Source organism: Streptococcus sp. sy004 (assembly GCF_007859205.1).
GTDB lineage: Bacteria > Bacillota > Bacilli > Lactobacillales > Streptococcaceae > Streptococcus.
This window is the reverse complement of the sequence record NZ_VOHP01000004.1, coordinates 103,430-118,345: the sequence shown is the minus strand read 5'-3', so window position 1 is coordinate 118,345 and position 14,916 is coordinate 103,430. Positions and strand designations below refer to the sequence as shown.

Here is a 14,916-nt window from a genome sequence, read left to right as displayed (position 1 = left end):
GTATCACGTCCTAAGGTAGTATCACGTCCTAAGGTAGTATCACGTCCTAAGGTAGTATCACGTCCTAAGGTAGTATCACGTCCTAAGGTAGTATCACGTCCTAAGGTAGTATCACGTCCTAAGGTAGCATCACGTCCTAAGGTAGTATCACGTCCTAAGGTGGTATCGCGTCCTAAGGTAGTATCACGTCCTAAGGTAGTATCGCGTCCTAAGGTAGTATCACGTCCTAAGGTAGTATCGCGTCCTAAGGTAGTATCACGTCCTAAGGTAGTATCGCGTCCTAAGGTAGTATCACGTCCTAAGGTGGTATCACGTCCTAAGGTAGTATCACGTCCTAAGGTGGTATCACGTCCTAAGGTGGTATCACGTCCGAAAGTACAACCCAACCGACAAGTTAAAAGGAGAAGACGATAATGCTTAAAAAATATTTCAAAATAATCCTATCTTTATTTTTTAGGACGCTATTCATAGCCGTATTTTTATGGTGGAATTTAGAAGCTAACAAAGTTTATTATTATCAACAATCTAATTTGACGGATAAAGCAGGTGCTCCTTTTGTCTTATTAGATCAATTGTGGTGGCATATTGAAAATTGGAATGAAGCAGATGGTGATTATTTTTATTCAACTGAAAGCTTCAATTATATTAGCTATTATCATAAATCAGATACAGAGAATGAGTATCGATTTATTTTAATGCCAGACCAATTATTTTCATATGAGTTAAAATATGAAAAGTCGGCGAGTAATGGAGGAGATGCTACTTATTATGAATTTAATGAGAAATATCAATTAGTAAAAAAAAGTAATAACGCTTTAATTGATATTCCAGTTACTGACGAAGATCGTCAGTTTGCCAAAGAAGCAGTCAATCAAACGGTTAGTCAGTTATTAAAAAGGGTGGAAGAGCCGTTATTTAATTTACAAAGTTTTTATGACTGGACCTTGTCTGGCAATAGGACGCAAAAGATTTGGTCATTGGCTTTTGTTTTAGCATGTCTATCACGTCTAGTCGCTTATGGTTATCGAATGGCATTTCCAAAACGCCAGAAAAGGTATTTATTTAGAAAAAAGGAAAGCATCGTAGATGATTAAAAAGACTTTACTACTCATCGTTACTATAAGTTTACTGTATGGCCTAACTAAGCTCTATATCGCCTATAACCTATCGCATTATGCCGGTTATTATGTTCAACAACTACCAAGGAAAAAAGGCACGAATCCAGAATTAGCTATTTTGGTGGACTATGTTCACTATATTAAAGATCCTGACCAAAAAGACCTTTCTTTTGATTTAGATGGAAATGGATCTATTTATAAATTACTTAAAGAAAATGTTCAACTGGGTCTTAGCGATGGTATAGAAGATGATATTATATCTTATTATACTTTACGTCGTTTTAATTATGATAATGATTTAAATTCAGTTGAACGTTTTTGGTTCGATAAGCAAGGAAGATTTACTTATTATGAATATACTTCTGAAGCAAAGTCGTTTCAATCAAAAGATGTAGAATATCGAGATAAAGCTAGTCAACTTTTATCCGAAGTGATTCCTCCAGTTTTGGCAGTTCAACCTAAACCTTTAATCAATCTTCAAACGTTATTTAACCAAAAACATGAAGCGAGGTTTAATGATTAAAATATCTCTCAAAATAATCCTATCTTTATTTTTTAGGACGCTATTCATAGTCGTACTTTTATGGTGGAATTTAGAAGCTAACAGGGTTTATTATTATCAACAATCTAATTTGACGGATAAAGCAGGTGTTCCTTTTGTCTTATTAGATCAATTGTGGTGGCATATTGAAAATTGGAATGAAGCAGACGGTGATTATTACTATTCTACTGAAAGAAAGTATTATATTGATTATTATTATAAACCGAATACAGAGAATAGCTATAGTCTTAGTTTAACAACAGATAGTTTATCAACTTATGAATTAGATTTTCAAAATCAAGCAGGAGAGGAATTTTATTATATTTTTGATAAAAATTATAGGTTAGTGCGTAAATATGAGTACTCTAAAGGAGAATTACCTATCACTGACGAAGATCGTCAGTTTGCCAAAGAAGCAGTCAATCAAACGGTTAGTCAGTTATTAAAAAGAGTGGAAGAACCGTTATTTAATTTACAAAGTTTTTATGACTGGACCTTGTCTGGCAATAGGACGCAAAAGATTTGGTCATTGGCTTTTGTTTTAGCATGTCTATCACGTCTAGTCGCTTATGGTTATCGAATGGCATTTCCAAAACGCCAGAAAAGGTATTTATTTAGAAAAAGGAAAGCATCGTAGATGATTAAAAAGACTTTACTTCTCATCGTTACTGTAAGTTTATTGTATGGCTTATCTAAGCTTTATATCGCCTATAACTTATCGCATTATGCCGGTTACTATGTTCAACAACTACCAAGGAAAAAAGGCACGAATCCAGAATTAGCTATTTTGGTGGACTATGTTCACTATATTAAAGATCCTGACCAAAAAGACCTTTCTTTTGATTTAGATGGAAATGGCTATATTTATAAAATCTTTACAAAGAAATATCAGATAAGTTTAAGTGGGGGAGGCGATGATTTTTCATTATATTACAATCTACATACATTTGATAATAATTTAAATTTTACTGAAACATTTTGGTTTGATAAGAAAGGTCAATTTACAGGTTACAGATATTCTTCTGAAACTAAAGAATTTGAATTAAAATCCTCTGAATATCGAAATAAAGCCAATCAACTTTTATCCGAAATGATTCCTCAAGTTTTGGCAGTTCAACCCAAACCTTTAATTAATCTTCAAACGTTATTTAATCAAAAACATGAAGCGAGGTTTAATGATTAGAAGATCATGTTTTTAATTGCATTCCCATAATAAAAATGTTAGTATAATGAAAAGGAGGATATAAATATGTCAAAACTTGATGAATTAAAAGGTAATGTTAAAGAAGCAGCTGGTAAATTAACTGGTGATAAAGAACTTCAAGCAAAAGGTTTTGTAGAAAAAACACTTGCTAAAGGAAAAGAACTAGTAGAAGATGCAAAAGATGCTGTTGATGGTGCAGTAGAGTCTGTTAAAGAAAAATTGTAAACCGAAAATAATCTCTCTCTAAAAAAGATGATATATAGAGCCTAATTCCTTAGCTTAGCTAAGGAATTTTTATGTCAATCAGCTGTAATCTCATGGAAAAATGAGAAGATGACTGAAAATATGATATAATGTAAGAAGTATCTTGAAAGAATGGAAGACTAGTTAGTATGAGTAATTATGCAATCATTTTGGCAGCCGGAAAAGGCACACGCATGAAGTCAGATTTACCAAAGGTATTACATCAAGTGGCAGGAATCAGCATGCTAGAGCATGTGTTTCGTAGTGTATCAGCCATCAACCCTGAAAAAATGGTGACGGTTGTTGGTCATCAAGCAGAGTTGGTACAACAAGTTTTAGGAGAGCAAACCGAATTTGTTCTTCAAACCGAGCAGTTGGGAACAGGTCATGCCGTGTTAATGGCTGAGGAACAGTTGGCAGCTTTGGAGGGACAGACCTTAGTCATTGCTGGTGACACCCCCCTAATCACAGGAGAGAGCCTGACGGCATTGATTGATTTTCATGTTAGTCATAAAAATGTTGCCACTATTCTCACAGCTCAAGCAGACAATCCGTTTGGTTATGGTCGTATTGTCCGTAATCAGATTGACGAAGTGGTTAAGATTGTTGAGCAAAAAGACGCCTCTGATTTTGAGCAACAAATCAAGGAAATCAACACAGGCACTTATGTTTTTGATAACAAACGCCTGTTTGAAGCCTTGAAAAACATCAATACCGATAATGCCCAAGGTGAGTACTATTTGACAGATGTTATTGGTATTTTCAAAGAGGCTGGTGAAAAAGTAGGTGCTTATAAGTTACGAGATTTTAACGAAAGTTTAGGTGTCAATGACCGCCTAGCTCTAGCAACTGCTGAGAAAGTGATGCGTCAGCGTATCAATCAAACCCACATGCTAAATGGGGTGACCTTTATCAATCCAGAAGCGACCTATATTGATATTGATGTTGAGATTGCTGCGGATGTGACACTTGAGGCTAATGTTGTCCTTAAAGGGCAGACCAAGATTGCCAGTGAGGCCATTTTGACCAACGGAACTGTGGTAGTTGATTCTGTTATTGGTCAAGGGTCTGTCATCACAAGTTCAATGATTGAACAGTCTCAAGTTGGCTCTGATGTGACGATTGGCCCTTACGCCCATATTCGACCAGACTCAGTTTTGGCCAATAAGGTGCATATCGGTAATTTTGTCGAAGTTAAATCCTCATCAATTGGAGAAAATAGCAAGGCAGGTCATCTGACCTACCTTGGCAATGCAGACGTTGGCTCTGATGTCAATATTGGTGCTGGTACTATTACCGTCAACTATGACGGTCAAGGAAAATATGCCACCCATGTCGGCAAGGGTGCTTTTATTGGTAGTCACTCAACGCTAATTGCTCCCTTGTCAGTAGGAGATTATGCCCTAACGGCAGCAGGTTCAGTCATTACAGATGATGTGGCAGCAGACGCCCTAGCCCTAGGACGTAGTCGTCAGGTGACCAAAGAAGGCTATGCGACCAAGTTTCCTCATCATCCCCAACAAAAATAGGGTAACAAGATGAATTTTGAAGAAAAAACCATTGAGCGTAAAATCATTTTTCAAGGTAAAATTTTTGATGTCGCAGTTGACCAAGTAAAACTCCCTAACGGTCTAGGTACTAGCCAAAGAGAATTAGTTTTTCATAAAGGGGCAGTCGCCATTCTTGCCATTACCCCCAAAGACAAGATTATCCTAGTCAAGCAGTATCGAAAAGCGATTGAGAATATTTCTTATGAAATTCCTGCAGGTAAGTTAGAACTTGGTGAAATAGGTTTAGAAAAAGAAGCCGCACTCCGAGAATTGGAAGAAGAAACAGCCTATACTGGTCATTTGACCTTTCTTTATGAATTTTACACGTCCATCGGTTTTTGTGATGAAAAAATCATACTCTACTTGGCTGATAACTTGACTAAGGTCGCCAATCCCCGTCCCAAAGATGATGATGAAGTGATTGAAGTATTGGAATTAAGTTATGAAGAGTGCATGGGATTGGTTAAATCAGGGCAACTACAAGATGCCAAGACCTTGATTGCCTTGCAATATTATGCACTCCATCTATCTCAAAGAGGTGAACAACATGACTAAATCGAGTTTTCCAGATGATTTTTCAACTGTCAAACAAGCCCAACCAGTCAGAAGTCGCCGTCAGGCTCAACTTCAACGGAACAGGTTTCAATCAAAACTCAATGTGATTTTAATGATTGTTTTGATTTTGTTGGGGCTCTTAATTTATGCAATTTTGAAATGGTAGGAAAAGAAACATGAAAATAGGAATTATCGCAGCCATGCAGGAAGAATTGAATCTCTTGGTTGATACACTAGATGAAAAGACCAGTCACAAGGTTTTGGGTCATACCTACTATCAAGGACGACTAGGAAATCATGAGGTGGTCTTGGTTCAAAGTGGTGTAGGTAAGGTCATGTCAGCCATGAGTGTTGCTATTTTAGCCGAGAATTTTGGGGTCGAAGCCATTATCAATACCGGCTCTGCTGGAGCGGTCGCTTATGGATTGGCGATTGGAGATGTAGTTGTGGCAACTCAGTTAGTCTATCATGACGTGGACTTGACAGCTTTTGGCTATGCCTATGGTCAAATGTCTATGCAACCCTTGTATTTTGATTGTGATCCGTCTTTTGTTAAGACCTTTGAACAGGTCTTAGACAAGCATCAAACCACTAGTCATCTTGGTTTGATTGCCACAGGCGATAGCTTTGTTGCTGGTCAAGATAAAATTGATGCCATTAAAGAACACTTCCCTCATGCATTAGCTGTTGAGATGGAAGGGGCAGCGATTGCTCAAGCAGCAGCGAGCTGTAACCTCCCCTTTATTGTCGTCAGAGCCATGAGTGATACGGCAGCTCATGATGCCAACATGACTTTTGATGAGTTTATAGTAATGGCTGGTAAACAATCTGCCAAAATCTTGCTCAGTTTTTTAGAACAAGTAGTCTAAGACATCATAAAACCCTTTTCTGAAATAGAAAAGGGTTTTTACTAGGTTATTTATCACCTAAGAAAAAGAAAGGTGGGGTGTATTGGCTAATTTCTTTGAAGCAACGTTTGGCAGCGTCATTATCTTCACAAATAATCAAACAAGTATCATCGCCGCAAATGGTAGCGAGAACGTCAGAAAATTGTAAGGCATCAATAATTGACCCAAAAGATGGTGCCAAACCTGGTAAGGTTTTTAGAATAACCTGATGTTGCACAGGTCTGAGCATGATTAGAGCGTCTTCCATATAAAAACGCAAGCGTTGTTCCCAGTGAGCAGGAGACACAGTATGAATTTCGTAGTGTGAGTTTTCTGAAGCAACTTTGACGAGATTGAGTTCTTTCATATCTCGTGAGAGTGTGGCTTGAGTGACCTCAACGCCATTACGTTTTAAGGCACGCTGTAATTCTAGTTGTGTATGAATTTTAGTTTCAGAAATGAGGGATCGAATCAATTGGTGGCGGGCATCTTTTTTATTCATTTGAACTTCCTTTCTAAATTAAAATCTTCTTAATGTTAAGTATAGCAAAGAAAAAATATAAAGTAAACAGAAAACAAAGTCTATACAAAGAAAATGTAAACGTGAACAAAAACTTATATTTTATCAAAAAATCATATTTTTTGATAAAATATAAAAATAATATTGCAAAAAACGAGATGATTTGGTATGATTATAAAAAAGTTAATTTAGGAGAAAGATTATGTCGAAAGATTCTAAGAAATTAGGAGTTTTTGCTCTGACAGCCTTAGTCATTTCTTCTTCCATTGGTTCAGGAATTTTTGCCATTCCGACAGATATGGCATCAGCAACTGCACCAGGAGGAGCATTGATTGGTTGGCTAGTAGCAGGTGTGGGGGTTTTGACCCTTTGTTTATCTATTGTTTATATCGGTCAGAAAAAACCAAATTTGGCTGGTATTGTCAGCTATGCTGAAGAAGGTTTTGGTCCGTTTAACGGTTTTATCAGTGGATGGGGCTATTGGTTATCCGCTTGGTTGGGAACGGTGTCAGTTGTCATCATGATGATGAAAACTCTCTCTCGATTACTTCCAGTTTTTGGTAATGGTGATAACTTCTTATCTATTGTGGTTGGTTCGTGTTTACTCTGGTTCTTATGCTACTTGGTTAATCGAGGGGTTGAGAGTGCCATTGTCTTAAATACGATTATTGCCGTTTGTAAGATTGTTCCTTTAGCGCTGTGTATCATTTTGGCCTTTGTCTTTTTTGATATGGATACCTTTATGACAAATTTCTGGGGAACTCAGTCAGGTCAATTTGAATTAGGTAGTGTGGCTAGTCAAGTTAAAAATTCAATGATGACGATTATGTGGGTTTTTGTCGGAATTGAGGGGGCAGCGATGATGTCCGATCGGGCTAAAAATCAATCAGTAGTTGGAAAATCAACAGTTTTTGGCTTGATTAGCTTGGCAATTATTTATGTATCAGCATCGATTTTGCCTTACGGTATTTTAACTCAAGATCAAATTGCCAACTTACCAAGTCCAGCCTTGGGCTATGTCTTTACTAAGGATGTTGGCAACTGGTTTCCTGTAATGGTTAATATTGCGTTAATCATTTCTCTCTTTGGGTCGTGGTTATCTTGGATGATGTTGCCTGTTGAAACAACCGCGATTATGGCTCAACGTAAACTTTTATCAGCTAAATTTGCAGAGTTGAATGACAAAGGGGTGCCAACCTTCTCGCTAGTCTTTATGACAGCTTTAATTCAAATTTTTATGTTGACGTTGTTGGTTACAGATCAAGCCTATCAATTTGCCTATACGCTTTGTACGGCCTCAATGTTTATTTCTTGGCTTTATGTGGTGCTTTACCAAGTTAAACTAGCTTACCAACATAAAAATATGCCACAGGTAATCCTTGGCTTATTAGGTTCTGCCTTCTTTATTTGGGTAATCTGGGTTGCAGGATTTGATTATGTGTTGCTTTGTTTGATTGCTTACCTAGTTGGTATTGTCTTTTATATCAAAGCACGTCAGGCAGCAGGTGAGAAGAAAATTTTCACAACAGGTGAATGGTTATTAGTGGCTATTTTAGTCTTAGGTGCCCTTCTTGCCCTAGTCCGTTTGATGACTGGACAAATTGTCATTTAATGAAAAAGAGTTTGGTTTTCAAGTCAAGCTCTTTCGCTTAAAATGAAAGGATAAGTTATGGAGATTCAAGCTTTTGGAGTGGAAGAATGGCTAAATGTTTGGGAGAATGATGCTCGCTATGACATTGCGGGTAGTTCGATTGCTTCTTTGACCCTAGATGACATCTTAACGCTTGGCAATCAAAAAGAATGCCTATTGGAGCAACTAGCAGCAAAAACCATGAATTATGGCTGGATTGAGGGATCGCAAGCTTTTAAGGAAGAAGTGGCTAGTTTGTACCAACAGGTCAAGCCTTCTCAAGTCTTGCAGACCAATGGAGCGACAGGTGCCAATCACTTAGCTCTTTATGCCCTGATTGAGCCAGAAGACCATGTTATTTCCCTTTACCCGACCTACCAACAGCTTTATGATATTCCAAAATCTTTAGGAGCTGACGTCTCCTTTTGGCACATTAGGGAGGAACAAGATTGGTTACCATCTTTGGCTGAATTACGTCAGTTAATCCGTCCAAAGACTAAGATGATTTGTATCAACAATGCCAACAATCCAACAGGGGCAGTTATGGATCGCTCTTTCTTAGAAGAATTGGTTAGTATTGCTAAAGAAGTGGGCGCCTATATCCTATCAGATGAAGTGTATCAACCTTTAGAGAAAGATTTAGACGTGCCTGCTATCGTTGATCTTTATGATAAGGGGATTTCTACCAACAGTTTATCCAAAACTTATTCTGTTCCTGGAGTTCGGATTGGCTGGGTGGTAGCCAATGAAGCAGTAACAGATATTTTTAGAAAATATCGTGACTATACCATGATTTGTAGCGGTGTCATTGATGATTTTTTGGCAGTTCATGTGTTGAAACATCGCGAAACGATTTTATCACGTAATCGTGCTTTGGTGGCTAAAAACTTAGCCATTGTCAAAGATTGGGTTGCCAAAGAAAAACGGGTGTCATTGATTTTTCCACGCCATGTGTCAACCTCGTTCATCAAACTTGATATTCCAGAAGAAACCGAAAAGTTCTGCATTCGTCTGTTGAAAGAAAAAGGGGTCTTGCTTGTTCCAGAAAACCGTTTTGACATGCCAGGCTATGCAAGGCTAGGTTATTGTACTTCGACAGACACTCTAATCAAAGGATTAGCAGCCTTATCTGAATTTTTAAGGCAGTATGATTAAAACCAAGTAAGGACTTGGTTTTTCTTTAGCTTTTAAGCCAAAATTTGATATAATAAAATTTATGAGAGTTGTAGCAGGAGAATTTGGTGGCCGTCCCTTGAAAACCTTGTCTGGTCAAACAACACGACCGACCACAGACAAGGTCAAAGGAGCCATGTTTAATATGATTGGGCCTTATTTTGATGGGGGCAGGGTTTTAGATTTGTTTGCTGGTAGTGGTGGTTTGGCTATTGAAGCCATTTCACGAGGGATGACAAAAGCTGTCCTGGTTGAAAAAGACCGCAAGGCTCAGCAAATTATAGAAGCGAATATTCAAATGACTAAACGACAAGCTGCTTTTCAATTGTTAAAAATGGATGCCAATCAAGCTTTAAGTCAATTAACAGGTCAATTTGATCTGGTCTTGTTAGATCCTCCTTATGCTAAAGAAGAAATTGTTAAACAAGTCACGTTATTGGAAGAAAAAGGGCTTTTAACAGAAGAAGTGATGATTGTCTGTGAAACTGATAAGGCAGTAGCTTTGCCAGAAGAATTTAGTCAATTTGGTATTTGGAAACAAAAAATTTATGGAATTAGTAAGGTGACGGTTTATGTCCGCTAAAATAGGTCTTTTTACAGGAAGTTTTGATCCAATTACCAAGGGTCACCTTTCCATTATTGAACGAGCCAGTCAATTGTTTGACAAACTCTATGTGGGACTCTTTTATAATCAGGAAAAAAAAGGATTTTTTGACATTAACCAACGTCAAATCTTTTTACGAGAGAGTCTAGCACACTTGTCTAATGTTGAAGTTATCGTCGCTCAAAACAGTTTAGCAGTTGATGTTGCCCGACAGTTACAGGTGACACACTTGGTGCGTGGTTTACGTCATCAAGCTGATTTAGATTATGAAATGAGCTTGACTTATTTTAATAAGCAATTGGCTCAAGAGTTGGAAACTGTCTTTTTCTTGACTGATTTTCAATACCAGTATGTGAGTTCTAGTCGGGTGCGTGAACTGATTGCTTTTGAAACAGACATCAGTCCTTATGTTCCCGACCCAGTTTCAAAGAAAGTGAAAAGTAGTTATGAAACGCATCAAAAAATTTAGATGGTGGTTAGGAGTTAGTTTAGTCTTATCTATCTTGTTTACCTTGTTTTATCCGCTACCTTATTATATCGAAACGCCAGGCGGTGCTTATGATGTACGAACAGCTTTAACAGTAAATAACAAGGATGATGAAGCACAAGGCTCTTACAATTTTACAGCAGTCAGTGTCAGTCGAGCAACGCTTGCCCGTGTTTTATATGCCCTAGCGACTCCTTTTAGTGAGATAGCGTCAGAAGAAGGCACAACAGGTGGTTACAGTGAAGAAGAGTTTATGCGGATCAACCAGTTCTACATGGAAACGTCACAAAATGGAGCTATTTACCAAGCTCTAACCTTGGCGAATCAACCAGTTAGTCTAAACTTTTTAGGTGTTTATGTGTTAGATGTTGCTAGTGATTCGACATTTAAAGGCATTTTAAACCTAGCTGACACGGTGACAGGAGTTAATAATCAAACCTTCAAAAGCTCTAGTGAATTGATTGACTATGTTGGTGGCCTTAACTTAGGTGATAAGGTCTCTGTCCAATATACTTCTGATGGGAAAGAAAAGTCAGCTCAAGGTAAAATTATCAAACTCTCTAATGGGCGTAACGGTATTGGCATAGGTTTAGTAGATCATACAGAAATTGCAGCTGACGTAGATGTTCAATTCAAGCTAGAAGGTGTAGGTGGACCAAGTGCTGGCTTGATGTTTACTCTGGCGATTTATGATCAGTTGATTGATGATGATTTGCGTCAAGGACGTGTCATTGCTGGAACGGGAACAATTGAGCAAGATGGTTCAGTTGGCGATATTGGTGGCGCAGCCTTCAAGGTGGCGGCAGCCGATGCGATTGGTGCAGATGTTTTCTTCGTTCCCAACAATCCAGTTGACAAGAATGTCTTAAAGACCTATCCTGATACGAAAACCAATTATGAAGAAGCCTTAGAAACAGCCCAACAATTAGGAACCAAGATGAAGATTGTTCCTGTTAAAACGGTTCAGGAAGCTATTGATTATTTGAAAACCAATTAAAAAAGTTGAGATAACTTATCTCAACTTTTTTGATAGTTAGATTTCTTTAACAGCGTAATAATGCCCACTAGGTGCCTGGAAATTAAAATTTTTGAAAGGTTGCTCCTGAATCGGGCTGACTTGGGCAGAAACTTCTTTGACCCGAGCATGTAGCCCAACCAAATCACTGCTTTCAAATAAAATACTTGGCTGATTATTAGCTACCTCTGGTGACATTTTTTCAATAAAAGATAAGTCAAAAACGGTAAAAGTGACAGGAGAGTGGCTATCAATTTTCATATCAAAGGTTGGATAGCCCATGATGTCCTCCTTTTCTATAATCACAAAACCAAGTGCTTGCCAAAATGTTTTTTCAGCTAGAACGTCCTTACTGTAAAGCATCAAACCAAATGTGTTTTTCACAATCAATCACTCCTTTATTATGATAGTTTATTTTAACATATATAAAGTTGTTTTTCACATAATCATTTGTTCTTTGTTATAATGAAAGAGGACGGAGGTATTTATATGATTAATATTTATAAAAACTATTGGAAAAAATCCTTGGTATTTTCAGGAAAGAGTTCATGGAAAGAGTTACTGATATGTCTCGTAATCACTTTGCTTCTTTTGGCAGTGACTTACCTTATTCCAATTTTATTACCACCATCTTTGGAAAATCTAGGATCGGATTTATGGGATATATTAACAGCTTTTCTTTTATTTCCAATGATTGCCATGACTGTTCGTGTTTTAAATAAAAGATAAGAAAATAAGTAAGTCAATGATGACTTGCTTTTTTTGTTTTAGATTGAATGATTTGAGGATAAATTATATAATATTTTCATGGAAAATATAATGAAAATTGCAGAGCAACTGGCTATTAAAGAAAGTCAGATTAGTCAGGTTTTGAGTTTAGCAAGTGAGGGAAATACTATTCCTTTTATTGCTCGTTATCGAAAAGAAGCCACTGGTAATTTGGATGAAGTTCAGATTAAGGCCATTCTTGATTTGGATAAGAGTTTAACCAATTTATCAGAACGTAAGGCTAGCGTCTTGGCCAAGATTGCAGAGCAGGGAAAATTAACTCCTGCCTTGCAACAAGCCATTGAAGAGGCTGAAAAACTGGCAGATGTGGAAGAGCTTTATTTACCTTATAAGGAAAAACGTCGAACCAAGGCAACCATAGCTAGAGAGCAGGGCTTGGCAGACTTGACACGCTTGATTTTGCTAAATGATAAAGCACTCATGACCAAAGCTAAAGACTTTGTTAGTGAGCAAGTACCAACAGTAGAAACTGCTCTTGAGGGGGCAGTTCACATCTTGATTGAAGCTTTGGCAGAAGATAGTCGTTTGCGTTCTTGGACCTATAATGAAATCTGGACTTATAGTTTTCTCAAAACTAGTTTGAAAGATGAGAGCCTAGATGACAAACAAACCTTTCATATCTACTATGACTTTAGTGAAAAGTTGGCAGAGCTAAAGGGATACCGTGTCTTAGCCATCAATCGTGGTGAGAAATTAGGTGTTTTAACGGTTAAATTTGAGCACCATTTAGAGAAAATTTATCGTTTTTACCAATCTCGTTTCAAGGTTTTAAATCGTTATATTGAAGAAGCTGTAGTTAAGGCTGCTAAAAGTAAGATTATTCCAGCTATGGAAAGACGGATTCGTTCGGAGTTGACAGAGAAAGCTGAAGATGGGGCCATTAGTCTGTTTTCAACCAATTTACGCCAATTACTTCTAGTCTCTCCTCTTAAGGATAAGATTGTGCTTGGCTTTGATCCAGCCTTTAGAACAGGTGCTAAATTAGCTGTTGTTGATCAAACAGGAAAGCTTTTAGCAACAGAGGTTATCTACCCTGTTCAACCAGCTGCAGCTAGTAAAATTGAACAAGCTAAGGAACGTTTATCTCAGCTGATTGAGACTTATCAAGTGGATATTATTGCTATTGGTAATGGGACAGCGAGCCGAGAAAGTGAGGCTTTTGTAGCCCAAGTCTTACAAAAACACCTTAACACGTCTTATGTTATTGTCAATGAAAGTGGAGCATCCGTTTATTCTGCTAGTGAGTTAGCTAGAGCAGAGTTTCCAGACTTGACCGTCGAAAAACGATCAGCCATTTCTATTGCTCGTCGCTTACAAGATCCACTAGCAGAATTGGTTAAGATTGATCCTAAATCAATTGGTGTGGGGCAATATCAACATGATGTGGGACAAAAGAAATTATCTGAACAATTAGACTTTGTCGTTGAAACCGTGGTCAATCAGGTTGGTGTCAATGTTAATACCGCCAGTTCAGCCCTACTTGCTCATGTAGCAGGTTTGAATAAAACCATTTCTGACAATATTGTGAAATACCGTGAAGAACATGGTCGTTTACGTAACCGTCATGACATTAAAAAAGTCCCTCGCTTGGGTGCCAAGGCTTTTGAACAGGCGGCAGGCTTTTTGCGTATCCCTAATGGTGACAATTTGTTGGATAACACAGGTGTTCATCCAGAATCTTATGCTACGGTAACAAAACTGCTTGATTATTTGGGAATTGAACAATTGGATGAGTTGGCAAAAACTAAATTAGCTCAATTAGACATTGATGTTACAGCAGAAAAATTGAATGTAGGTGTTTTAACCTTACAAGATATTATTGCTGATCTGTTAAAACCAGGACGCGATTTGCGAGATGATTTTGCCAGCCCTGTCTTACGTCAAGATATTTTGGAATTGAAAGATTTAAAAATTGGGCAAAGACTAGAAGGAACTGTTCGTAATATCGTGGATTTTGGAGCCTTCGTTGATATTGGTTTACATGATGATGGTTTAATTCATATTTCTGATATGAGTCAGTCCTTTATTAAACATCCAAGCCAAGTAGTTTCGGTAGGTGACATCGTGACGGTTTGGATTAAGAGCATTGATGATAAGCGTGAAAAACTCAATTTAAGTTTGGTAGCTTTAGATGAACCTAACTGATTATGTGAATCGAGTATCTGAGGAGGATTTTGGTTTGCCTTTTAAGCACGAAGCAAAGTGGAATCCTCGTCTAAGAACAACCGGTGGTCGTTTTTTCTTAACAGATGGTCACTTAGATTTTAACCCTAAAATTTATGAAGCCTATGAGTTAAGTATTTTTCGTCAGATTGTTCGCCACGAGCTTTGTCATTACCATCTCTATTTTCAAGGTAAGGGTTACCGTCATCAAGATGATGATTTTAAACAATTGTTACGATCTGTCGATGGTTTACGTTATACGCCAAGACTGACACCAAAATTATTGTTTTCCTATTGTTGTGATGTTTGTGGGCAGACTTATCATCGTAGGCGACGCTTCAACTTAGAGCGTTACCGTTGTGGCTCTTGTCACGGCAGATTAGTTTTAGAAAATAGGTCTTATGACGGATGATTTTTCAACTGGATTAGCCTATAAT

Annotated in this window: 20 protein-coding genes; 17 read left to right on the top strand and 3 right to left on the bottom strand. The window is 37.7% G+C overall.

The window, feature by feature from the left end; all coding sequences use genetic code 11:
- The coding region (locus FRX54_RS05005) for a hypothetical protein (RefSeq protein WP_222430372.1) at positions 1-386 on the bottom strand (386 nt) is incomplete at its 3' end.
- Between the two features lie 27 nt (positions 387-413).
- Between FRX54_RS05005 and FRX54_RS05000 the strand changes: the two genes are divergently transcribed.
- The 9 genes from FRX54_RS05000 to FRX54_RS04965 all read left to right on the top strand — a co-directional run bounded on the left by FRX54_RS05000 (position 414) and on the right by FRX54_RS04965 (position 6,080).
- Complete coding sequence (locus FRX54_RS05000) at positions 414-1,094, top strand: hypothetical protein (protein ID WP_146461676.1); 681 nt, start codon at positions 414-416, stop codon at positions 1,092-1,094.
- Positions 1,087-1,641, top strand: coding sequence for a hypothetical protein (locus FRX54_RS04995; RefSeq protein ID WP_146461674.1), 555 nt, complete (start codon positions 1,087-1,089; stop codon positions 1,639-1,641). Before FRX54_RS05000 ends, FRX54_RS04995 begins: the two co-directional genes overlap by 8 nt.
- A complete protein-coding gene (locus tag FRX54_RS04990) occupies positions 1,634-2,296 on the top strand; it encodes a hypothetical protein (RefSeq protein WP_146461672.1) in 663 nt (220 codons plus the stop codon). The genes FRX54_RS04995 and FRX54_RS04990 overlap by 8 nt, the downstream gene beginning before the upstream one ends.
- Positions 2,297-2,842: a hypothetical protein gene (locus tag FRX54_RS04985; protein ID WP_146461670.1), complete on the top strand. Its 546-nt coding sequence runs from the start codon at positions 2,297-2,299 to the stop codon at positions 2,840-2,842.
- Positions 2,843-2,908: 66 nt separating this feature from the next.
- A complete protein-coding gene (locus FRX54_RS04980; protein WP_146461668.1) occupies positions 2,909-3,088 on the top strand; it encodes a CsbD family protein in 180 nt (59 codons plus the stop codon).
- A gap of 167 nt (positions 3,089-3,255) precedes the next feature.
- A complete protein-coding gene (gene glmU, locus FRX54_RS04975) occupies positions 3,256-4,635 on the top strand; it encodes a bifunctional UDP-N-acetylglucosamine diphosphorylase/glucosamine-1-phosphate N-acetyltransferase GlmU (protein ID WP_146461666.1) in 1,380 nt (459 codons plus the stop codon).
- A gap of 9 nt (positions 4,636-4,644) precedes the next feature.
- Positions 4,645-5,211: an NUDIX hydrolase gene (locus tag FRX54_RS04970; protein ID WP_146461665.1), complete on the top strand. Its 567-nt coding sequence runs from the start codon at positions 4,645-4,647 to the stop codon at positions 5,209-5,211.
- Positions 5,204-5,377: a hypothetical protein gene (locus FRX54_RS06350; protein ID WP_186652504.1), complete on the top strand. Its 174-nt coding sequence runs from the start codon at positions 5,204-5,206 to the stop codon at positions 5,375-5,377. The genes FRX54_RS04970 and FRX54_RS06350 overlap by 8 nt, the downstream gene beginning before the upstream one ends.
- Positions 5,378-5,387: 10 nt before the next feature.
- The gene (locus FRX54_RS04965) at positions 5,388-6,080 is read left to right on the top strand and encodes a 5'-methylthioadenosine/adenosylhomocysteine nucleosidase (protein ID WP_146461663.1); all 693 of its coding nucleotides are present in this window, start codon (positions 5,388-5,390) and stop codon (positions 6,078-6,080) included.
- Between the two features lie 46 nt (positions 6,081-6,126).
- Here FRX54_RS04965 and FRX54_RS04960 read toward each other — a convergent pair whose 3' ends face one another.
- Positions 6,127-6,600 (bottom strand): arginine repressor, encoded by a 474-nt coding sequence (locus tag FRX54_RS04960; RefSeq protein WP_146461661.1) that lies wholly within the window; start codon positions 6,598-6,600, stop codon positions 6,127-6,129.
- A gap of 220 nt (positions 6,601-6,820) precedes the next feature.
- On the opposite strand from FRX54_RS04960, the gene arcD reads away from it, so the two are divergent.
- The 5 genes from arcD (at position 6,821) to FRX54_RS04935 (ending at position 11,509) form a co-directional block, all read left to right on the top strand.
- A complete protein-coding gene (arcD, locus tag FRX54_RS04955; RefSeq protein WP_146461659.1) occupies positions 6,821-8,230 on the top strand; it encodes an arginine-ornithine antiporter in 1,410 nt (469 codons plus the stop codon).
- Between the two features lie 57 nt (positions 8,231-8,287).
- A complete protein-coding gene (locus tag FRX54_RS04950; RefSeq protein ID WP_146461657.1) occupies positions 8,288-9,403 on the top strand; it encodes an aminotransferase in 1,116 nt (371 codons plus the stop codon).
- Positions 9,404-9,464: 61 nt separating this feature from the next.
- Positions 9,465-10,004, top strand: coding sequence for a 16S rRNA (guanine(966)-N(2))-methyltransferase RsmD (gene rsmD / locus FRX54_RS04945; protein ID WP_261379637.1), 540 nt, complete (start codon positions 9,465-9,467; stop codon positions 10,002-10,004).
- On the top strand, positions 9,994-10,494 hold the full coding sequence (gene coaD, locus FRX54_RS04940) for a pantetheine-phosphate adenylyltransferase (RefSeq protein ID WP_146461653.1): 501 nt from the start codon (positions 9,994-9,996) through the stop codon (positions 10,492-10,494). Before rsmD ends, coaD begins: the two co-directional genes overlap by 11 nt.
- The gene (locus tag FRX54_RS04935; protein ID WP_146461651.1) at positions 10,472-11,509 is read left to right on the top strand and encodes a SepM family pheromone-processing serine protease; all 1,038 of its coding nucleotides are present in this window, start codon (positions 10,472-10,474) and stop codon (positions 11,507-11,509) included. Before coaD ends, FRX54_RS04935 begins: the two co-directional genes overlap by 23 nt.
- Positions 11,510-11,545: 36 nt before the next feature.
- On the opposite strand, the gene FRX54_RS04930 is transcribed toward FRX54_RS04935, so the two are convergent.
- Complete coding sequence (locus FRX54_RS04930) at positions 11,546-11,914, bottom strand: glyoxalase (RefSeq protein WP_398586857.1); 369 nt, start codon at positions 11,912-11,914, stop codon at positions 11,546-11,548.
- Positions 11,915-12,016: 102 nt separating this feature from the next.
- Here FRX54_RS04930 and FRX54_RS04925 point away from each other — a divergent pair, with 102 nt between their 5' ends.
- From FRX54_RS04925 to FRX54_RS04915, 3 genes are all read left to right on the top strand, one after another.
- On the top strand, positions 12,017-12,256 hold the full coding sequence (locus FRX54_RS04925; RefSeq protein WP_146461649.1) for a hypothetical protein: 240 nt from the start codon (positions 12,017-12,019) through the stop codon (positions 12,254-12,256).
- Positions 12,257-12,334: 78 nt separating this feature from the next.
- Positions 12,335-14,461 carry a Tex family protein gene (locus FRX54_RS04920; protein WP_146461648.1) on the top strand — a complete coding sequence of 709 codons (2,127 nt, stop codon included), beginning with the start codon at positions 12,335-12,337 and terminating at the stop codon, positions 14,459-14,461.
- The gene (locus FRX54_RS04915) at positions 14,448-14,891 is read left to right on the top strand and encodes a SprT family protein (RefSeq protein ID WP_146461645.1); all 444 of its coding nucleotides are present in this window, start codon (positions 14,448-14,450) and stop codon (positions 14,889-14,891) included. The genes FRX54_RS04920 and FRX54_RS04915 overlap by 14 nt, the downstream gene beginning before the upstream one ends.
- Positions 14,892-14,916 lie beyond the last annotated feature (25 nt).